Genomic DNA, 19,930 nt, shown 5'->3' with positions numbered 1-19,930 from the left:
ACCGGGGCCGCCGGCAAGGGGGTTCGCCATGGCAAAAAGGCCCGGGCTGACTCGACTCACGGGTACAGGCAACGGCAGCGGGTCGGGGGAGTGCGGCCAGAACGACTGCCCCAACGTCTACGCCACCGACCGAGGGTCGTTCGTGGTGCAGGGAGAGCTCTTCGACGGCTTCACTCCGCCGGACGGCGAGGGCTTGGTGGAGATTCCCGAGCATGTCCTTCGGGAGGCCATTCGTGTTCTTGGATGGTGACGAGTGGCAGGCCAAGTTCCGAGAATTCCGGACGGAGGCGTGGCGGCTTGAAACCCTGCCGGAATACCGCATGCCGCAGGAGGCCGAAGAGTTTCAACGATTTCTGGCAGGGGAGAGATTCGCGGGCCCGTTCGAGGATTATTGGACTGGCCTGATCCGCCAACGCAAAGCGGTTGGCGGAAGCATCGGCCGAGTGCACGTCCTGTCCCGCCCGCTGTCGGACTATCTCCGCTTCGAATTCCAGCGGTACTACGCTCACAGTGCCCGAGCCGGTGAGGATATTCGAATCCTCGATGTGACCGATCGAGAGAACCCATTGCTGGGGGTTCAGGACTTCTGGATTTTTGACAGGGATACCGTAGTTCTCATGAACTACGAATCGGATGGCCGTCAGATCAGCCGGGAAGTCTACGAGGGTGACCCGGACTCGTTCATCGACTGCCAGCGAATCGCGGTTTCGGAATCCATTCCGTTTCTGGAGTATGTGAGCAGGTTTGACCTTTGATCCTGAAGAGCTGGGTAGGAGTAAGGCTGACCTGGCGGAAATGCTGAGAGAACTGCGCAAGCGAGCCGGCCTGAGTGGGGACCGGCTCGCTCGGCGTTGTTCCATGTCTCAATCAAAAATCAGCAAGATCGAGACGGGAAGGCTCACCCCGTCTATCGTCGACGTGGAGCGCATCCTGCGGGCGCTGGAGGCCCCAGCTGCCCTGACGGCCCAGATCACAGCTCTTGCCAGGATCGCCAATACCGAGTGGCAGGATTCTCGGACGCTGCGACGGAAGGGCCTGGACAAGAAACAGGCCGAGCTGGCAGATCTTGAAAGAACCTCGAATGAGTTTCGCTTCTTCCTGCTCTCGATGATTACCGCCTTGCTCTCCACTCCCGAGTACATCAAGGCCACCCTCGATCACATCCCGGGTGACCACGGCAAGACGATCGCCAGAAAGCTGGACCGACAGGCCGTCCTGTATGACCGCTCCAAGAAGTTCACGTTCATCCTTACGGAACAAGCCGTCAGGTGGCCCCTTGTCCCCGCCCCAGCCATGGCGATACAGATCGATAGGCTCGCATCGCTGACCTATCTGCCGAGCGTGAAGCTCGGGGTGATTCCGATCGGCGGCTATCTGCCGGGTTGCCCGCTCAACACCTTCACTCTCTATGACGAACGCATAGCGACTGTGGAGACCTCTACGGGAGCCCTGGTGTTCCGCGATCATCGCGACGTGTCCAGCTATCTCGCCGAGTTTGCTTCATATGAAAGCCATGCTCTCTTCGGTGAAGCTGCGAGGGAAAAGCTGGCTGAATGGGCCGCGTTGTGCCGCAGAGATCTTTAGTCGCTGGCAGGAATATCGTTGAATGTTTGGGAGGAATTCCCCTAGCTTGGTCATCCCACCAACCGGCCAAGACAAGGGGAGAAAATGGAAATCCTGGCGGGAACGGCATCGACCGGGACGGCTGTCACCGTGTCCATCGAGGACATCGCCGCCCCGGCCACGTTTGCTCGTTTGCCCGTCGCGCTGGCGGCGCTCTGGGAGTCCCTTCGGGCGCTGCCGTTGGGCCACACGCAGGCAGAGGCTTACCGGGACTTCCTGACCCGGCCTGACGCAGCGGAGCGAGTCCAGGAGTTCCTGGACCGTGACGGCTGCCTAATGCTGAGCTTTGCGATGAGTGGCAGGCACCACAGCGTGCGGATCGCTCCGGCGGCTCCCCGGTGAGGCTCGTGCGAGCCAGGCCTCAGTCTGTGAGTTCCTTTGTCTGTAACTTCACTACGGGGGGCGTAAGTTGGTGGCTCTCGGAGCCGACGCAGTGCAGTCATCTGAAGTCGAATGTCCCATATGCGCTGGGAGACCCATCACTTCGATGCGGCGGGCTCTGTGAAGATCAGGATCTCTGTCCACGGGCCTGCGCCCCCGGCGATCACCCCGGTCTGAAGTGCCTCCCCCGCTTACTCCCTGGGCCGTAGCCGGGCGCCAGTGTCCCCCGTCCCCAACCCGGCGCAATCCGTCGGGTCCACGTACCCCGGCACTCACCCGCCGGGTCAAGGCCCCGTGCATCTGTCCGCCTGGGTTGTCACCGGCAGGCGTACGGGGTGCCGCTCACAGATTCGAGAGAGAGGGCATTGCACAATGACCGCACGTCCTGAGTTCGAGTTCGTCACGGTCGCCTGTCGCGACCCCAAGGTGAACAACTGCCCCCAGGTCGCCCGGAACGTCCCCGGTGTGATCGCTTTGCGCGACAGCGAGCGGCCCGGTGAGATCGTCACCGTGTCGGCCGAAGCGTGGGCAGACGTGATCGCCGCTGAGGCCGTGCGACTCGGCCTGACCGCCTGAGAGGCCCCAGTGAACTGCCCGCTGTGTCAGCAGACCATCGCGTTCGATCCCGAGAGCAACATCGGGTTCTGCTTCCGCTGCGGGCAGTGGGTCACGTCGCGTGGACCGGCCGACTGCCGTGGGCCTGAGCGCGAGAGACCGAGGGCGACCCGGCAGTCGTACAGGCTACGCAATCACCACCGCTGAACCGCCCCGCCCAAGCCCCGCCCTGCTGGGCGGGGCTTCGCCGTTCGGCCTCATGGACGTCCTGGTGCCGCTGCTGTCCGCTACGGTCGGCCACGAAGCTCCCCATGCCAGGCGCCGTGGCAGTCAAGCCCTCGTGTTGCAGGCCGAACCGTGCGGTCAGGCTGACTGTCGAGCGCCTGGGCAGCGGCCCGACGTCGAGGCCGGCCGGGGCGGGGTGTTCGGCGGCCGCGGCTGCCAGATGCTCATCCGAAGGACCACGTCAAGGGCCTGCGGTAAACGAGACGGACGAAGTTTTTCGGGGAGGTTCTCTGCCAGTCCACGTCCCAGCCGTGACGTGCGGCGACCACTGCCACACCGGCGGCGCCGATGCCTCGGTAATAGCGCATCTCGATGTGGAAGTTCGGCTCGGTCTCCTGGTGCTTGTAGCGGTACTTGCCCGAGGCGTTCCAACGACGGTGCTGAAACTCCGTCTGCATGGCCTCGGCCGCGCGCCGCTGGATGATCCTGTCCGCCCAGGCCTCCCATTCCTGCTGGGTGCCCCGGCGTTCAAGGCGGAGCCTGCGGGGCGTCAGTGTGCGCTCGGCGAAGGGCTCCCACAGAACGCCGTGCCCGAAGACGAAGTCCAGCGCGACTATGGGGCTCCAGGGCACCTTGTACAGCCATTGAAGGGTGAACTGCAACCAGAGCCCGACAGCCGAACGCCTGGGCAGTGGTCCGGTGTCCAGGCCTTGTGGTGCGGAGGCGTACGAGTTGCTCATCCGAAGGCCTCCGTGATCCGGGATGCGGCGGCTGACGGGACGGCCGGAGTGGCGCCCGGTGCATCGCTCGGACGCCCGAAGTACACACTGTCCGCGATCTGCGCCAGCATGGTCACGTACGTGGGGAACTCCGGCAGGGACGGTGTGCTGATCCGCATCACGAGCAGCGTGTCCGCGCCCTGGACGGGGATGTACACCTCCGCCTGGGCGAGTTCGAGCGTGGCGGGCGCCCCGGCCTCCTGACCGAACTCGCACACCTGGCCGTGGACGACCACCACTGCGGGCCCGCAGTGGACGTCGGTCCGGAACACCTCCTGATCCGGGTCAGCCGACAGCATCTCGACCAGGGAGGCTGCGGCGATCCCGGCGTCCGAGGTGTCGATCTTCTCGGCCTGGATGACCAGGTTCGCGGTGGCGAGCCGGTCGTCGTCGGTGCGGAAGTAGTTGATGCCCGCGTACAGCACGCCGTCCTCCAGCGCGCCCTCGGCGATCTCCGCGTACCAGGCGGCGACCGTCGTCCGCTGGTAGTCGGTGCCGCCGGCCCAGATCTCGGAGGCGATCTCCGCGTGGTGCGCGGCGCGCTGCTCCTCGGACATCTCGAGCCCGAGGGAGTGGAACCAGATCGGGACCTCGAAGCGGACGTCCACATCGTCGTCGGCGTACAGCGGATCGACGGGAACCGCCTGCGCGGGCACCTCCGCAGCAGCCGTCGCGGAGGGGTCGGGCGTGAACGGATCGGTCATGCCGGGCTCCCCGAAAGCTCGTTCTTCAGCTCAGGCGCATGCAGTCCCAGACCGATGCCCTTGACACCGATCTGCGTGCCACGAGACCACCAGGACTTCGGGTCGAGCACCTTCTGGACGACGGCCTTGGCCTCGTCGCCCTTCCCCACAACCTTCGTAACGACGTTGCCCTCCTCGTCCAACTTGGGAACGATGTCTGCTGCGAGGCTCGGAAACTTACTCAACCCCTTCAGAGGAATTTTGGTGACCCCTGCCGAGATGCTCTTGTGCATGAACGAGCCCGCCTCGCCCGCCTTGACGAAGGCCTTGCCCGCCGTGGAGAGCTTTGAGGCGGTACTCAAGACCTCACCTGCCTCCGTCGCCGCCTTGACGCCCACCCGTACGGCACCAATCGCCTTGGCGCCAGCAGTCAGCCCCGGCACCGCGCCGATGCCGTCCATCACGAGGGTCGTCATACTGATGTTCGCCCCGCCGAGTTTCGCCAGGCCGTGCGCGCCGAGGGCGACCGCCGACGCGCCGGCCGCGGCGCCGCCGAGGGCGGCGGACAGCGGGGGGCACCACATCGTCGCGAGCGCGGCGATGCCCAGGACGGCCGAGGCGGCGCCCGCGACGTCGCCGATCTTCTTCAGCAGAGCGGCGTGCTTGTGCGCCCAGTTCTTGATGCCGTGGCCGATCGCCTTGAAGCCGTCGCCGAGCTTGCTCCACATGCTCTTGTGCGGAAGATTGTGGTCGGCCTTGCGCAGCGCCTTCGCGGTCTTCTCCGCGTCGTCGTGGTGGTGGTGCAGCAGCTCCTTGGCCTGCTTGACGAGGTGGTGGAGCTCCTCCTCCAGCTGGTGCAGCTCCGCCTTCGCCGCCTGCAACTCGCCGTCGGCCACGTGCAGTCGGTTCGAGGCCTCCATGATGGCGCTGTTGGCGGCCTCCAGCGCCTGGGCGTTGGCCTGGTACGAGCCGATCAGTTGAAGGGCCGGATCTCCGGCGGCCTGGTCGTAGCGGTTGGTCGCCTCGCCCTTGCGCGCCTCGGCCTCCTGGATGCGGCGCTTGAGCTCCTCCGCATCCGCCTCGTACCGCTTGGCCGTGTCCTGGTAGTGCGCCAGCGCTGAACTCCAGGAGGCCAGCTGGGTCGACGCACCCTTCAGCGCGTCCACACCCTGCTGCAGGTGCTTGGGCAGCTCGCCGGCCTTCTTCGAGAACGCGTTGGCGGCGTCGCCCTGCCAGCTGCCGCTGCCGCTCGCGAGCGACGTCAGCGTGTTGTGGGCGTTCTCCATCGCGTTGGACGCCGAGTTGAGCTGGTCCACCAGGGCGTTCACGCCGCCCACGTTGCCCGGGGCCGGGTTGAAGCCGAGCGCCGGGTACTCCGCGTCGTCGCTCATGCGGCAGCCCCCGGCCGGAGCGCCCCGGCGATGCCCTGCTCGGACTCCGCGTAGTTCTTGCGGACCTCGTCCAGTCCGGTCGCGATCTGCTCAGTGCCCTCGGCGAGCATCTTGATCTCGTCGCCCCAGCTGTTCTGGAAGTCGTTGCAGGCGTGGTCGAGCGCCTTGCTGCCGGTCGTCTTCGGGCCGGTGTCACGCATCGCGTTCAGTGCGGTGTTCAACTCCTGCTGGCTCTGCACTAGTTGCCGCAGCAGGCGGTCGAGATCGCTGATCTCGACGCGGAAGAAGTCCCCCATTGGCCTACAAGCCCCCGTAATCCGTGATCCAATAGTTGATCAAATGATAGGCGGATCACAGGGGGGCCAAAGGCGTGGCTCACGGACTCTCACCGCAGCCTGGTGATCGGTACCGTCGGCGGACGGCGGGACCGGCGCGAGGTATCCGCCGCCGGTACCCGCAGGCTGACGTGTGTACCGAGCCCATGAGCCGTTACGCTTCCTGCCCGAACGATAGCTTGAGGCCAGGTGGGGACCATGCGTTGGCGTGACAGCGAGGGGAACAAGTGGTGGGTCCGGCAGGATCGCCTGGCATGGCGGGGGCTGGTGCGGCCGAACGTCGTCTGGAAGCTGGTGCCGGACAGCAGCGATGACACGATCACCGGACTGGTGGTAATCCTCGTCACGCCGGTGTTCCTCGTACTCGGGATCATCTGGCTGGCCGAGTTGGCGCTGCGGCTGGCGGCCACACCCGTGGTCGCGGTGCTGCGCGCGACGGAGGTGGTGCCGTACCGGGTGGACCTGCTGCGGAACAGCGACGTGATGCGCAGCTATGAACCGCGCGGCCGGGTCCAGCTGCGGGAGCTGTGGACGAGCCTGTCCCAGTGGTCGGCGCAGCCCGGGGTCAGGCCGGGCAACCTCTAGTCAGTCAACGGCTCGGTGACACAGCCTCGTTCTCGCGGCGGCCGGGCCCCGGCTGCTCAGCCGGCCGAGGGGGAGAGGTCGCCGAGCAGGTCGGTGGCGATCCGTCCGGTCCGTTCGCGCTGGGGGAAGGCGCCGGGACTCGGGCGAGCTCCTTCGCGGTGCGCTGACGTCGGCACCGGGCCTATGACCGGCTACGCTTCCGGTCCGAGCAGTGCGGCTCCTGGCGACGACGAGGATCCCTGACAGGCCCCTGTCGTCCAGGACGGTGGCGCTCCTCGTTTCCTTGAGCAGGCGTTGGCGGCCGTGCTCGTGAAAGCGTGAGGCTGGGGTGGGACCATGCGTTGGCGTGACTTTGAGGGAACCGGTTGGCGGATTCGGCAGCGTCGCCTGGCCTGGCGGCGGCTGGTACGGCCAGGCATCGCCTATGCGTGGATCCCGGAGAACATCGACGGCGTTGGCACAATCCGCGAGCTGCTGGCGATTCTCCCCATCTCCGAGGTCCTGACGGTTCTCGCCACACCGGTGTTCCTCGTGCTCGGGATATTCTGGCTGGTCGAGTTGATGCTGCGTCTGCTGGCCACGCCGGTCGTCTCGGTGCTGCGCGCGATGGAGGTGGTGCCGTACGACGTGGAACTGCTCCGGAACGGCCACGTGGTGGGTAGCTATGAACCGCGCGGTCGTCTTCAGCTGCAACAGCTGCGGATGAGCCTGTCCCAGGGGGCAGGGCAGCCCGGGAGCCGGGTGGTGAACCCCGTGTCAACGGGCCTGTGACGGTTGGTGCCACACCCGAGGAACGGTTTGGGGGGCGACGTCTGACGAGTGGGGCGACCGCCACCACCGGCAAGGGACTTGAACTGTTCGTTGCGCGGCCGACCATCCGAGTCGATTCGTTGAGCAACGGGATCCGGCCGCGGACGTGGCGTGCGGCCGGGTCGTCACCCGCTCCGGTGGCGGCCGGGCCGTACGCCCACAGCACCCTGCTTCTGTGATCCCCAGTGAGGCCGTTGGCCCCTGGCTCGTTCTCCGGGCGGCCGGGCCCGGACTGCTCAGCCCGCCGAGGGGGAGAGGCCGCCGAGCAGGTCGGTGGCGATCCGTCCGGTCCGTTCGCGCTGGGGGAAGGCGCCGACCGGGACTCGGGCGAGTTCCTTCGCGGTGCGGTAGTCGATCACCGAGACGGCGTCGGCCTTGCTGAGCGAGACGAAGCAGAGCGTGCCGTCGGCGCTGCTGGTGCCCCAGTAGGGGAGGCTGCCCGTGGGGTAGTCGACCGTCCCGCGGGTGCCGAGGTCGGCGGTGGAGACGATCGCGGTGTAGTCGTCGATGGTGCCGACGTCGCACAGGCTCGCGCCGTCGCCGGAGAGGGCGAGGCCGTGGTGCGCCGAGTTCTGCGGGTAGCTGTCGGGGGAGAGGGCCGCGCCGGCCTGGCTGTAGGGCATCTGCACGGTGACCACCGAGCCGGTGGACAGGTCGTACCTGGCGAAGCCGTTGAGGTAGGACAGGTCGGTGTACATGGTCCGGCCGTCGGCCTCGATCGTGTTGGGGCGGATGCCGTGCGGGAACTTCCAGGTCTGCACGACCTGCAGGGTGGCCGCGTCGACCTTGGTGAGCTGGAAGCTTCCCTTGGCCCACTCCATCGCCTGCGGGAACGAGGTGATGCCGATGCTGGAGTTGTAGATGTACTTCCCGTCCGGGGAGTAGTCGTTCTGGTGCGGGTAGGTGCCGGTCGGGAAGGAGCCGACCGCGTCGCCGGTCGCGGTGTCGAGCACCTCCGCCTTCTGTGCGGTGGTCGCGGACACGACGTAGCGGCGGCCGTCCGGCGATAGCGCGGCGTGGTCGGCCTTGAACCCGTCCAGCCGGGTGCGCCAGAGCTGGGCGCCGGTGGCGATGTCGAAGGCGGCGACGTCGTCCAGGTTGCCGCGGGACACGTACAGCCGGCGGCCGTCGGGCGAGAGCGTCGCGTCGTCCACCCAGCGGTTGCCGCCCTCGATCGAGGTGACGGTCTGGAAGCCGATCCACTGGATGGGATCCATGCCGGAGATCCGCTGCTGGGCGTCGGCGGTGACGTTCAGCGAACCGAGGTTCCGGAAGGTGTGGGCGTCGAGGAAACTCACCGTGCCGGCCTGGCTGTTGCCGACCACCAGGACGTCCAGCAGGCCGGCGTCGGCGCTGCCGGCCGCTGCGGGTGAGGCGGGGAGCACGAGCGCGCCGGCCAGGGCGGTGGCGGCCGTGGCGACGGAGACGGAGCGGGACAGGTGCCGAACGGCCTTGCCGGGGACGTGCTTTCTGCTCATCCGATCTCCCGGGGCGCGGTGCGTGGAAGGGACGACGCTCGGTGACGGTGCTGAGGCTGAAGGTGGTGAGGCTGGCGGTGCCGAGGCTGAAGGTGCTGACGCTGGCGGTGCCGAGGCTGGTGCCGAGGCCGATCCGAGAAGAAGCGCGCGTTCGGATTCGGCTACTCGACGGTACTGAGCGGCTGCGGGCCCGACAAGACTGCTGCGGGCGGGAGTTGGTCGGACCGCCGATTGCCGACCCGGTCTTCCACCACGCGTCCGGATGCGGCGTCAGGCGGAAATTCCGGTGCCCCGTCCGGGCACGGTCCTCTACGCTCGCCACGAACGCGCGCTGCCGGTAAGTCGCAGTGCGCGCCGTGACGAGTGAGGGGAGCCAGGCCGTGCGTGACCGCATCGACGCCGCCGCTTCCCTTTCGCGTTACGAGGTGATCCTGGTGTCCTCGTCCGCCCGGTGCCCGCTGCGCGGCCGGCACCGGCTGTCCGTGACGAACGCCTGAGGCCGGCCAACCCGTTGTGGGGCCGGCCCGCCCGGTGAGGCCGACGCGGCCGGCCGGGCGCTCGTGGGCCTGAAGCCACGCCGTCTTCGTCCGGGAATCGCGCAGTCCTGACCGGGATCACCCTGAAAGGCCACAGGCCATGCGCACCGACCAGCACCGTCAGCCCGCCACCGCCATGAGCGGTATCCGCAACCTGGGCATCCTCGCCCACGTGGATGCCGGCAAGACCACCGTCACCGAACGGATCCTGTACACCACCGGCGCGGTCCACAAGCGGGGCGAGGTCCATGACGGCACGACCGTCACCGACTTCGACTCCCAGGAGCGGGATCGCGGGATCACCATCTTCGCCGCGGCGGTGAGCTGCTCGTGGGACGGCCATCGGATCAATCTGATCGACACCCCGGGCCATGTGGACTTCTCCGACGAGGTGGAGCGCTCGTTGCGGGTCCTCGACGGTGCGGTGGCGGTGTTCGACGCCGTCGCGGGCGTCGAACCGCAGAGCGAGTCGGTGTGGCGGCAGGCCGACCGGCACGGGGTGCCGCGAATCGCGTTCGTCAACAAGCTGGACCGGGTCGGTGCCGACCTGGACGCGGCGGTCGCCTCGATCCGGGAGCGGCTGCACGCGGCTCCGCTGGTGGTCCAGCTGCCGATCGGGAGGGAGGACGGCTTTACCGGGGTGGTGGACCTGCTGCGGATGCGGTCGCTCACCTGGGCCGACGGATGCGACTCGGCCGAGGAGGGCCCGGTGCCCGAAGACCTGGGGGAGGAGGCGCAGCAGCGCCGCCGACTGCTGGAGGAAGCGGTGGCGGAACTCCACCCGGTCGCCTTGGAGGAGTTCTGCACGAGGGCGACTCTCTCGGCGCGGACACTGGCCGGTGCGCTGCGCGACCTGACCCGCACCGGTGAGGGCGTGGTGGTGCTGTGCGGTTCGGCCTACCGCAACCGCGGGATCGAGCCGCTGCTGGAGGCGGTCGTGGACTACCTCCCCTCGCCGTCGGACGTGCCCGCGGTACGCGGCACCCTGGACGGCGCGGTGCAGGAGCGGGCGGCCGACGCGGCGGCGCCGTTCTCGGCGCTGGTGTTCAAGGTCAACTCGACGGGCACGGGGCGGCTGACCTACCTGCGGGTGTACTCGGGGACGATCGAGAAGGGTGGCGTGGTGTTGCACGCGGGCACGGGACGCACCGAGCGGATCGGCCGGATCCTGCGGGTGCAGGCCGACCGGCACGCGGAGGTGGACCGGGCGGTGGCCGGGGACATCGTCGCGGTGGTCGGACTGAAGACCGCCTGCGCCGGGACCACCCTGTGCGCACCCTCGGCACCCTTGGTCCTCGAGCCGCCGATGGCGGCCGATCCGGTCGTCTCCGCGGCCGTGGAGGCTCGCAGGAGCACCGACTCCGACCGGCTGGCGGCGGCGCTGGCACGACTGGTCGAGGAGGATCCCTCGCTCGCGGTCCGCACCGACCCCGAAACCGGCCAGACGGTGCTGTCGGGGATGGGTGAGCTGCACCTGGAGGTCGCGGTGGAGAAGATCCGCCGTGCCCACGGACTGGAGGTCAACGTCGGCCGCCCGCAGGTGGCCTACCGGGAGACCGTCGCCCGCGGCGTGTCCGGCTCGGTGTTCCGGCACGTCAAACAGGAAGGAGGAGCAGGCCAGTTCGCCCACGTCGTCCTCGACGTGGAACCGCTGGAGGCCGGCCCGGACGGGGTGGGCGACGGTGGACCCGAGCGCTTCGCCTTCCGGTCCACGGTGGTCGGCGGACGGGTGCCGAAGGAGTACGTGCAAGCCGTTGAGGCCGGCTGCCGGGAAGCCCTGACCGAGGGCCCCCTCGACGGACAGCCCGTCACCGGGCTGCGGGTCACCCTGACCGACGGAGCCACCCATCCCAAGGACTCCTCGGAGGTGGCGTTCCGGACTGCCGGCCGCCTAGCGCTCCGCGCGGCGCTGCAGGCCTGCGTGATGACGCTGCTGGAACCGGTGGTCGAGGTCACGGTCACGGTTCCGGGCGACGCGGTGGGCGCGGTGCTGGGTGACCTCGCGGCACGGCGCGGCCGGGTCCTGGGCCAGGCCGCGCGGGCCGGTACGGCGGTGGTGACCGCCACCGTGCCGCTGGCCGAGCTGTTCGGCTACGCGACCCGGCTGCGCAGCCGGACCCAGGGCCGCGGGACCTTCACCGCCCGGCCCACCGGCTACGCCCCGGCGCCGCGCCCGGTCCGCGACGTGGCGGCCCGGTAGCGCCGACGAGGACCCGCCCGCGCGGGCGGGTCCTCGTCGGCCCCGGAACCGGAGCAGCGCGGACATGATCTGACGTTCAGTCAGGAAGGCATCGGGAACGCGTCGGTGTCAGGCTCGAGCAGCTGGCCGGGCTTGGGGGCGACCTGGTCCACCAGGTACGAGGTGACCAGCGCGTCCAGGGCCTTGCTCTGACCGATCGCGCAGTGCTGGACCATGTCGACCGTGACCAGCACGGCACTGCCGAGTTCCCGCTGCATGTGCTGTGCGAACCGGTACCGGGTGGCCGGATCGAAGGTGTTGCCGATCACCATGACCGGATGGTCGGTCTTCCGGTTCCAGGGTCCGGAGTAGCGCTCCACCGCGCGCGCCGGCGCCGGCCAGGTCGCGCACGCAGGCGCGTCGAAGGCCTGGTACCGGCCGAAGGTCGGCGCCTCCAGCTCCCAGGCCCTGGCCACGAGGGCGAACATCCTCGGGTTCGACGGGTACGGCTTGTCCTGGCAGTTGACCCCGAGGTAGGAGTCGTCGACGGTGTACGGGGTGTCCGCGGGGGCCTCCCGCAGTGCCGCCGGAGCCGGTACGGCCAGCGCGGCCGCCTCGTTCGCCGCCTTTGGTGCCGCCAGGGTGCCGGAGGTCTGCTGCGACTCGATCACCTGGTGCAGTGCCTGCAGTGACTTGGCCAGCGGCGCCTGCCGGGCCTGCACGTAGAGGGCGTTGGCGACCTGACTGGTGAAGGTGCTCAGTGTGACCTTCGAGCCGTCCGGCAGGGTGACCGGCTCGGTGCGCAGGCGGTCGCGGATCGCGTCGAACCTGGCCCGGGGATCGCCCTCGGCGAAGGCGCAACGCCGCGTGCCCGCCGCCTTGCAGCGCTTCAGGTACTCGTCCAGCGCGAGCTCGAACCCGCCCGCCCGCTGCCGGTCGTACTCCAGGCCGTTGCTCAGCCGCAGCTGCGGGTCGACGTTGCCGTCGATGACCAGTGCGCGCACCTTGCCGGGGTACATGTTGGCGTACGTGGCACCGATCAGCGTGCCGTAGGAGAAGCCGGCGAAGGTGAGCCGGGAGTCGCCCACGGCCTGGCGCATCCGGTCGAGATCGCGCACCACGTTGACGGTCGACATGTGCTCGAGCAGCGGACCCGCGTTGCGCGCGCAGGCGTCGGTGTAGTCCTCGTCGGCTGCCAGAGTGCTGTTGATCTCCGCTGAGGTGACGGGAACCTCGGTCGTCCGCTTGAGGACCGCGTCGGCCTCCTCGCCGGTCGTGAAGCAGCGGAGCGGATTGCTTCTGGCGACCCCGCGGGGGTCGAATCCGATCAGGTCGAAGCGCTCCGTGACCCGGGGATCGAACCGGGTCGTGGTCGCCCAGAGGTAGCCGCTGCCGCCCGGTCCGCCGGGGTTGAGGAACAGCGAACCGATGCGCTTGGCCGGGTCGCCGGCCCGCCGGCGCATCATGGCGATGCCGATCTTCTCGCCCGACGGGTTCGCGTAGTCCAGCGGCACCGGGTAGACGGCGCAGTCGTAGGTCTTCGGATCCGGCTTCGACGGGTCGGGGTTGCACGGTGTCCAGACGACCGGTTCGACCTTCTCGGCGACGGTCTGCGCGGCGGTCTGCGCGACCGACGCGGAGGCAGTGGCGGCGGTACCGGTGACGAGGGCGAACGCGCTGATGACCGCGACTGCCAGAGTCGGTTTCCGTAACAAGGGGCCTCCTCGGATTGTGCAAACCCGGTCAGCCTGGCATCCGGCGGCCGTCGGTGGAAGAGCGCGTACCTCCGTCGGCGTGGCGGCCCCGGGCGGGCCGCCGGGGCCGCCGGTGGGTCACTTCTTGGCCCGCCAGTCGGTGTCGTAGGGGAAGTAGCGGGTGAAGGGCCAGCAGATCTCGACGGGCCGGCCTCCCACGTACTCGTCGACGTCCAGCAGTCGCAGGGCACTCGCGTCGGTGGTCGTCGTGTTCGGAACGGTTCAGGTCCGGCATGCGGCCGGCATCAGACCTGGCCGGTGCCGGTCCCCGTGCCCCTCCCCGACCCCTCCTCGGCGCACACGCGCACCGCCAACTCGCACAGCTCGACGCGGTCCTGGCACCCCGTCTTGCCGAGCAGGCTCGCCAGGTGCTTCTCCACCGTGCGCGGTGAGATGGACAGCTGCCGGGCGATCTGCTGGTTGCCCGGCCGGCCGGTCAGCAGTACGAACACCTCGTACTCGCGCGGCGTCACACCCTGCAGCCGCAACCGCGCGGGGATCCGCTCCCGGCCGGTGCGGTGCTGCGCCACGCTGGCCCCGGCCTGCCGCAGCAGCGTTCGGCAGACGGAGGTCACCGCGGGGACCCCGGCGGCGTGGAAGTGCTCCTCCGCGGTCCGCAGCCACGCCACCGGATCTCCCCAGCCGTCGCGCAGTGCCGCCTCCGAGACCAGACGCAGGCCCAGGTGGGCTGCCGTCGGGAAGACCGCGGCGACCTCCCGGGCCCGCGCCACGGCCCGCGCCGCCTCCTCGCCGCGCCCGTCCCGGCCCAGCAGCACGGCACGGGTGAGCTCCAGGAAGTGCCGGTTCCAGGCGAGGCCGGCGCCCGAAGTGGCTTCCGCCGCCCGGTGTTCAGCCCAGCCGGTACGCCCGGCCAGCGCCTCCAGGAAGGGGTGCAGGCCGTAGCGGCCGGCCAGGTAGTGGACGCTGGGGTTGCGGTCCTCCCAGGCCAGGGCCGCGGCGATCTCGGTCGAGGCCAGCTCGCGGTCCTCCTCCAGCAGTGCGCAGACCGCGCGGCACAGGCCGAGTACCAGCGGCATCAGGAAGAAGTCCTCACCACCGCCCTGGCTGAAGGTGACCAGACGCCGTTCCATCTCCTCCCGGCGGCCGTGGTGGGCGGCGAGGGTCGCATCGGTCAGCAGCAGGTAGCGGTGCGTGGGGAGGTTGCCCAGCCGGGCCGTGGCGCCCAGGCAGCGGTCGATGATCTCCCGGGCGGTGGCCGGGTCGCCCCGCAGCACCGAGATCATCGCGAGCGTTCCCTCCGCCGTCTGGGTCAGCATCACCGAGCCGAGGCTCAACGAGGCCTGGCGGGCCTGTTCCAGCCGGTGCAGCTCGCCGGTGCGCATCGACTCGTTGACGCCCAGCCGCAGCAGGGCCTCCACCCGCCAGGCCGGCAGCGCGTGGCGCTCGGCCACGTCCAGCATCCGCCCCAGGTACTCGTCCGCGTGGTCGAAGCCGCGCTCGCGGGCTGTCAGGGCGAGCAGCTGCCAGGCCTGACAGGCCACCACCGGCAGGCCGGCCCGCTCGGCCACCTCCGCCGCGAGAGAGGCCAGCCGCGCGGCGTCCGCGGTGCGGGCCCGCCGGTCGCCCTGGCCGGGCAGCATCGCCAGGTGTGCCTCGACCGCGGCCAGCGCGGCGGTCTGCTCCGGCGTGGCAGTGCCGCCGAGCAGGGCGCGGACGGCCACCACTTGCGCGGCGGCCTCCTTGGGGCGCTCGGCCGTCACGGCCGCCCAGGCCAGCCGGTTGTGCAGTGCGGCCCGGCGGTCGGTGCTCAGGGCCGCCGCTCCGGCCGGGGCCAGCTCGCCGACCAGGACGAGCGCGCGGTCGAGCTGCCCGGCCTCGGCGAGGGCTTCCACCAGCGACTCGATGACGCCCGGCCGGTCCTCCTCGGCGGCCAGCTCGTACCCGCGCTCCAGCAGGACCACGGCCGACCCGGACGCACCGGCGGACAGCGCCCTGCGGCCGGCCTCGGTGTAGTGGCGGGCCGCCGCGCACCGGTCGCCGGCGGCCAGCCGAAGCACGGCGACCAGCTGGCAGCGCTCATCGGGCAGCGCCGGGTCGGCCCGCTCCACCTCGGCGGCGGCGTGCCGGGCGAGTGCCGCCCGTTCCGTGGGCGGCACGGTGGCCAGCAGCGCCTTGGCGGTGAGCGCGTGCCGGAACGCGTACCAGCCCGGGGTCGCCTGGTCGGGCACGATGAGGCCGGCCCCGGTGGCCGAGCGCAGGCTCGCGAACAGGTTGCGCTCGTCGTACCCGGTGGCCAGCTGGACCACGCTGACCGAGAACCGCGGGCCGAGGCAGGCCCCCACCAGCAGCAGTTCGCGCACCTGCGGGCCGGTGGCGTCCAGCCGCTGGCCGTAGCTGTGCACCACCGTCGCCGGGACGGCGGCGCCCAGGTCTCCGGTGACCCGCCAGCCGTTCCGGTTCGAGCTGAGCCCGCCGGAGCCGACCATCTCCGCGAGCAGTTCCTCGACCAGGTACGGATTGCCCTCGCCGCCCGCGACCAGCCGGTCCACCACCACGTCCGGTACGGCCTCGGCCGGTGTCTCCAGACAGCCGGCGGCCAGCAGCCGGACCTCCGTCGGTGCCAGCGGTCGGAGTTCGGCGGTCAGCGCGGCCCGGCGGCGTTCGGCCGCCCGCACCATCCGCAGCCCGGGGCCCGGCTCCGGCCGCAGGGTGGCCAGCAGCAGGACGGGCACCTCGGCGATGTTGTCGACCAGATAGTCGACGACGGCCGTCGTCTCCGAGTCGGCGTCGTGCAGGTCCTCGAGCACCAGTACGCAGCCGCCGCCGCGGCCCAGTACCGCCAGCAGCCGCAGCAGGGCCTCGGCGAGCTCGACCACGCTCTCCTGGTGTCCCGGGTCCGCGGCGGAGCGCCACTCGGGCACCAGCCGCGCGAGCGCCGGCCGGCAGGGCGCCAACTCGGCGTCACCGGGCGGCCCGCTCAGCCGGAAGCGGGAGGCCAGCGCCTCCTGGAGCGGGCGGAACGGTGTGCTCGTCCCGCCCGCTCCGGCGCGGCCCCGCAGTACCGGCAGAGCACGTGCCAAGGCCCGCTGGGCGCACTCCCCGGCCAGCCGGGACTTCCCGATCCCGGCTTCCCCGAGCATGAACACCGCCCGGCCCGTACCTGTGCCGACCTCCGTCAACGCCGTTTTCAGCACGGTGAGTTCGGCAGACCGGCCGACGATGACCGGTGAGGTGGTCCGCATGTCCGCAGGCTACTCGAACTGGGGAGATTCCCACAGGTCAGCACCCGAACGGGAGCTGAGCGCAGTGGTTACTCCGGGACGGTGCAGCTGGTGATGATGGTGTTGTCGGCCTCGGCCCAGAGGTCGCCGGCCGTGCTGATCGCCCCGCCCAGCAGGCCGGACCGGCGGCCCAGGGCACCGCCGCCGCCGAGCTTGATCTCGCCGGCCGGGTGTCCGGCCGCACGGTTTTGACGGACCCTCGGGTCCTTCCACGACCGGACCAGTTCCTCGGTGTCCATGAGTGTCCTTTCGACGGAGTGTCATGGCGTCGCAGCCGACGCCCGATCAGGAATCGGCGGCTGCAGCAGCAGCGCCGAAGGCGTCCGGTCGGGGAACCCGAGCCGGAGGAGGCCGTACCCGAGCCCGGCCAGGCCGGTCAGCAGCCCCGGGCTGACCACGCCGCCGGGTGTGCCGCAGCGCGCACCGCCCTGCTCCAGGTCGGCCAGCAGGGCCTCCGCCCGCCGGGCCCGGGCCGCCTCGGCCACCGGTCCCGGCACGGCTTGGAGCAGTTCGAGCACGCCGAGCTCGCCGTGGCACAGACTGTGGTCAGCCGGTGGGCCGCTCTCGGCGATGTCGCGGACCGCGCGGTCGAGTACGGGGGCCAGGGCCGGATCCGCCGCCGCGACCGGGCTGGCGGCCACGGCCAGCGCGGTCCCGGACAGCCCGTGGCACCAGGACGGTTCACCGGTCGGCGGCACCTCGGCCCGCAGGACCGCCAGGCCCGCCCGTTCGAAGCGCGGATCGCCGCCGGCGGCCGCGAACGCGAGCAGTGCCCAGCCGACGCCCGCCGAGCCGTAGGCGAAGCCGGCGGCACCGGGGAGCGGGCCTGCGGCGAGCAGCTCCGCGCACGAGCGCGCGGCCTGCCAGGCTTCGGCCGAGCCGGTGGCCCGGTGCACGGCGAGCAGCGACACCAGGCCTCCGGCCCGCCCGGCCACTACTCCCGGCTCCTGTTCGGCGGCAGCGGCGCCGGCGGCGAGGTGGACGGCGGGCTCGACCCAGCCGGCGATCTCGGCGTCGTCCAGGGCGGCGGACACCTGCGTCAGCGCGTAGGCGATGCCACCGAGTCCGGCGAAGGCGCCGGTGCCGATGTAGCCGAGCTGGTCGGGCCGTTCGGCGAGCGCGGCCAGCAGGGCGGGCAGCGGGCGCAGCGCCTGGCGGGCCGGCTCCGCGTACCGCGCCCTCCCGGTGAGGCGGCCGAGCCGGGCCAGGAACAGGGCCGGTCCGCAGTAGCCCTCGCCCAGACCGGCACCCATGGAGCCCAGCCGCCAGTACCGGTGCTCGAGCAGTTCCAGGCCGAGCCAGTTGACCCGGGACGGCCCCCGCCGGGCGGTGGCGACGAGCCGGTCCCCGATCCGGCAGGCGGCGGCGAGCAGCCGCTCCGGGGCCGGGGGCGCGGCGGCCTTCCGGCCCCGGCCGGGCCGGGCGGTCGTGGGAGTGGTGCCCGGGCAGCGGGCGGCCAGCGCCGCACGGATGATCCACTCCTGGTCGCGCAGGTCCGCCTCGGACATGGCCTCGATCTTGCCCGCCGCTCTGGTCAGGCCGGGCTCGCCGAGGATTCCGGCGATCCGCTCGCCGTGCCCGTTCCACAGGTCCGCTGTCCCGGGGCGGCTGGTGAACAGCGGGAGGTCGCCGTTCCACAGCTGGGCGATCTCGTCGTCGACGAGCCGGGGCCGGACCGGGTCGCCGAGCGACCTCTCCCGCACCTCGGCGAGCAGCCCGTCCCGCTCGGCGGCGTCCCGCAGCACGTCGGGGTGGGTCGACTCGTCGAGCAACTGCGCGTAGAGCTGGGAGGCCCGGATGACCACCCGTACCTCGGCGGCCGCGAACCGGTCCAGCAGCCCGGTCAGTTGGTGCCGGTGGGCGGCGATCGTGCGGTACCCGGCGCGGAAGCCCGTCAGCAGGGACCCGGTGTACCCGGCGGGGTCGGCGTCCCGGCCGCCGAGGCGCGGCCGGTTCCGCGCGCCGTCGAACGGCCGGACCCGCCGGACCAGGCGCATCTCGTCGGTGCCCGCACCCTCCCAGTCCACCGTCTCCATCGGCAGCGGTGCGCCCCGGTCGGCGCCGAGCCCGGAGGCGTCCCAGGCGGTCTCGTCGCCCAGGTGGAGGCTGGGCAGCAGGCCGGTCCGGTACACCGAGGACCGCAGCACCAGGGCGGCCGGATCCTCCGCGGTCGCGGACGGGAGGGGCAGCGTGGGATGGAACAGCGTCTCCACGTCGATCAGTACCGGCTCGTCGGCGCGGGCGATCACGTTCTCGTGGTGCACGTCCGTGCCGTCCAGGACGTGCAGCAGTGCCAGCAGTACACCCTGCCGGTGGTAGAAGCGCTCGAGCTGCGGCTCGCTGCCGCAGGGCCGCTGCGCCACGAACTCGGCCCAGCCGTAGCCCGGCCGCTCAAGCAGCGCGAGGGTGCACAACTCCCGTTCCCCGAGCCGGGCGTTGAGCCAGTCGGCCAGTTCGTTGAAGCACCGGTGGGCGGTCACGGGCCTCGGCTTGTACACCACCCGGGCACCGCCGGCGAAGCGCAGCAGCGAGACCGAGCGTCCGCCGCGGTGGTGATCGCCAGCTCCGCTCTCCACCTCGGTCAGCGCTCCCGGGTCTCGGCCGGCCAGCAGGGTGTCGACGATCAGGGAGCGGTCGGCGGCGAACCGTTCCAGCAGTTCCGTCCGCGCGGCGGCGGCCTGCAGGCAGGCCTGGCCCAGCAGTCGGGCCAGTACGGGGTAATCGGCGAACAGCCGGGACAGGCCGTCCCGGGTCGCCATCAGGCCGACGAAGCTTCGGAACCGGTCGGACGGGGTGTCACCCGAGAGCCGGCCGGTCACCCGGCACACATGGAGTTCCAGGACCAGGGCGCGTGCGGCCAGCCGGGCCAGTCGGGCGGACAACTGCCGGACGAACCCGGCGCGCAGGGCCATGGAGTCCGCACCGGGGATGACGGGTACGCGATCGGCGGCCGCCGCTGCCAGCGGCGCGAGGACGAGAGCGAAACCGCTGGTGCCCGGCAGCTCACCGCGAGCCGGTGCCGACGTGGTCGGCGCGGCGGACACCGCTGCGTCGACGAAACCGGCCCACTCCGGACAATTTGACTGAGACTCCGTCAATCCTCCATGCCACCAGGGGAGTTCCTTCACAATACGAAATCCAGGCATCCGCTTCCCGGTCACGAGCAGAGCCTGTCAGGGCGGGCGGGGGTGCGCAAGACCGCCGCGATATCGACCGCAGACCGACGGTAGACCGGCCCTGAAGCGCCCCGGCCTAGTCTCGGATCCCGCACCCGGCCTTGCGGGGGGAGGCCGGGCGCGCCGTCTCCGAACGGCCGTACCCACCCTGCCTGGAGAGTCCATGGACCGGACGATCGGATTCGGGCTCGCGGACCC

17 protein-coding genes are annotated in these 19,930 nt (G+C 70.7%); 8 read left to right on the top strand and 9 right to left on the bottom strand.

Annotated features, from left to right (window positions below; all coding sequences use genetic code 11):
- Nucleotides 1–28 precede the first annotated feature (28 nt).
- The 5 genes from ABD369_RS09530 (at nt 29) to ABD369_RS09510 (ending at nt 2,580) form a co-directional block, all read left to right on the top strand.
- Nucleotides 29–250 (top strand): hypothetical protein, encoded by a 222-nt coding sequence (locus ABD369_RS09530; RefSeq protein ID WP_344635834.1) that lies wholly within the window; start codon nt 29–31, stop codon nt 248–250.
- On the top strand, nt 234–755 hold the full coding sequence (locus ABD369_RS09525; RefSeq protein ID WP_344635833.1) for a DUF6879 family protein: 522 nt from the start codon (nt 234–236) through the stop codon (nt 753–755). Before ABD369_RS09530 ends, ABD369_RS09525 begins: the two co-directional genes overlap by 17 nt.
- Nucleotides 745–1,584 carry a helix-turn-helix domain-containing protein gene (locus ABD369_RS09520; RefSeq protein WP_344635832.1) on the top strand — a complete coding sequence of 280 codons (840 nt, stop codon included), beginning with the start codon at nt 745–747 and terminating at the stop codon, nt 1,582–1,584. The genes ABD369_RS09525 and ABD369_RS09520 overlap by 11 nt, the downstream gene beginning before the upstream one ends.
- Nucleotides 1,585–1,668: 84 nt before the next feature.
- Nucleotides 1,669–1,965, top strand: a complete 297-nt coding sequence (locus ABD369_RS09515; protein WP_344635831.1) for a hypothetical protein — start codon at nt 1,669–1,671, stop codon at nt 1,963–1,965.
- Nucleotides 1,966–2,376: 411 nt separating this feature from the next.
- Entirely contained in the window at nt 2,377–2,580 is a 204-nt protein-coding gene (locus ABD369_RS09510; protein WP_344635830.1) for a DUF397 domain-containing protein, read from the top strand.
- A 428-nt stretch (nt 2,581–3,008) separates the two neighbouring features.
- On the opposite strand, the gene ABD369_RS09505 is transcribed toward ABD369_RS09510, so the two are convergent.
- Genes ABD369_RS09505 through ABD369_RS09490 form a run of 4 tightly spaced genes read right to left on the bottom strand, consistent with a single transcriptional unit; the run spans nt 3,009 to nt 5,933 of the window.
- Nucleotides 3,009–3,524 carry a hypothetical protein gene (locus ABD369_RS09505; RefSeq protein WP_344635829.1) on the bottom strand — a complete coding sequence of 172 codons (516 nt, stop codon included), beginning with the start codon at nt 3,522–3,524 and terminating at the stop codon, nt 3,009–3,011.
- On the bottom strand, nt 3,521–4,267 hold the full coding sequence (locus ABD369_RS09500; RefSeq protein ID WP_344635828.1) for a hypothetical protein: 747 nt from the start codon (nt 4,265–4,267) through the stop codon (nt 3,521–3,523). The genes ABD369_RS09505 and ABD369_RS09500 overlap by 4 nt, the downstream gene beginning before the upstream one ends.
- Complete coding sequence (locus ABD369_RS09495; protein ID WP_344635827.1) at nt 4,264–5,574, bottom strand: hypothetical protein; 1,311 nt, start codon at nt 5,572–5,574, stop codon at nt 4,264–4,266. Before ABD369_RS09495 ends, ABD369_RS09500 begins: the two co-directional genes overlap by 4 nt.
- A 59-nt stretch (nt 5,575–5,633) precedes the next feature.
- On the bottom strand, nt 5,634–5,933 hold the full coding sequence (locus ABD369_RS09490; protein ID WP_344635826.1) for a hypothetical protein: 300 nt from the start codon (nt 5,931–5,933) through the stop codon (nt 5,634–5,636).
- Between the two features lie 237 nt (nt 5,934–6,170).
- Between ABD369_RS09490 and ABD369_RS09485 the strand changes: the two genes are divergently transcribed.
- Complete coding sequence (locus tag ABD369_RS09485; protein ID WP_344635825.1) at nt 6,171–6,557, top strand: hypothetical protein; 387 nt, start codon at nt 6,171–6,173, stop codon at nt 6,555–6,557.
- A 336-nt stretch (nt 6,558–6,893) separates the two neighbouring features.
- Nucleotides 6,894–7,328, top strand: a complete 435-nt coding sequence (locus ABD369_RS09480) for a hypothetical protein (RefSeq protein ID WP_344635824.1) — start codon at nt 6,894–6,896, stop codon at nt 7,326–7,328.
- 275 nt (nt 7,329–7,603) lie between these two features.
- Here ABD369_RS09480 and ABD369_RS09475 read toward each other — a convergent pair whose 3' ends face one another.
- On the bottom strand, nt 7,604–8,845 hold the full coding sequence (locus ABD369_RS09475; protein ID WP_344635823.1) for a YncE family protein: 1,242 nt from the start codon (nt 8,843–8,845) through the stop codon (nt 7,604–7,606).
- Between the two features lie 636 nt (nt 8,846–9,481).
- Between ABD369_RS09475 and fusA the strand changes: the two genes are divergently transcribed.
- Nucleotides 9,482–11,581, top strand: coding sequence for an elongation factor G (fusA, locus tag ABD369_RS09470; protein WP_344635822.1), 2,100 nt, complete (start codon nt 9,482–9,484; stop codon nt 11,579–11,581).
- A gap of 80 nt (nt 11,582–11,661) precedes the next feature.
- Here the strand turns inward: fusA and ABD369_RS09465 are convergent, their stop codons facing one another.
- From ABD369_RS09465 to ABD369_RS09450, 4 genes are all read right to left on the bottom strand, one after another.
- Nucleotides 11,662–13,275, bottom strand: coding sequence for an alpha/beta hydrolase (locus ABD369_RS09465; protein WP_344635821.1), 1,614 nt, complete (start codon nt 13,273–13,275; stop codon nt 11,662–11,664).
- Nucleotides 13,276–13,559: 284 nt separating this feature from the next.
- Entirely contained in the window at nt 13,560–16,517 is a 2,958-nt protein-coding gene (locus tag ABD369_RS09460; protein ID WP_344635820.1) for an ATP-binding protein, read from the bottom strand.
- 68 nt (nt 16,518–16,585) lie between these two features.
- Nucleotides 16,586–16,795 (bottom strand): hypothetical protein, encoded by a 210-nt coding sequence (locus ABD369_RS09455; RefSeq protein ID WP_344635819.1) that lies wholly within the window; start codon nt 16,793–16,795, stop codon nt 16,586–16,588.
- Between the two features lie 21 nt (nt 16,796–16,816).
- Complete coding sequence (locus ABD369_RS09450) at nt 16,817–19,600, bottom strand: type 2 lanthipeptide synthetase LanM family protein (RefSeq protein ID WP_344635818.1); 2,784 nt, start codon at nt 19,598–19,600, stop codon at nt 16,817–16,819.
- Nucleotides 19,601–19,930 lie beyond the last annotated feature (330 nt).

The sequence above is a fragment of the Kitasatospora cystarginea genome, assembly GCF_039533515.1.
Lineage (GTDB): Bacteria > Actinomycetota > Actinomycetes > Streptomycetales > Streptomycetaceae > Kitasatospora > Kitasatospora cystarginea.
The sequence above is the reverse complement of the archived record's forward strand: the minus strand, read 5'-3'. Positions and strand labels throughout refer to the sequence as shown.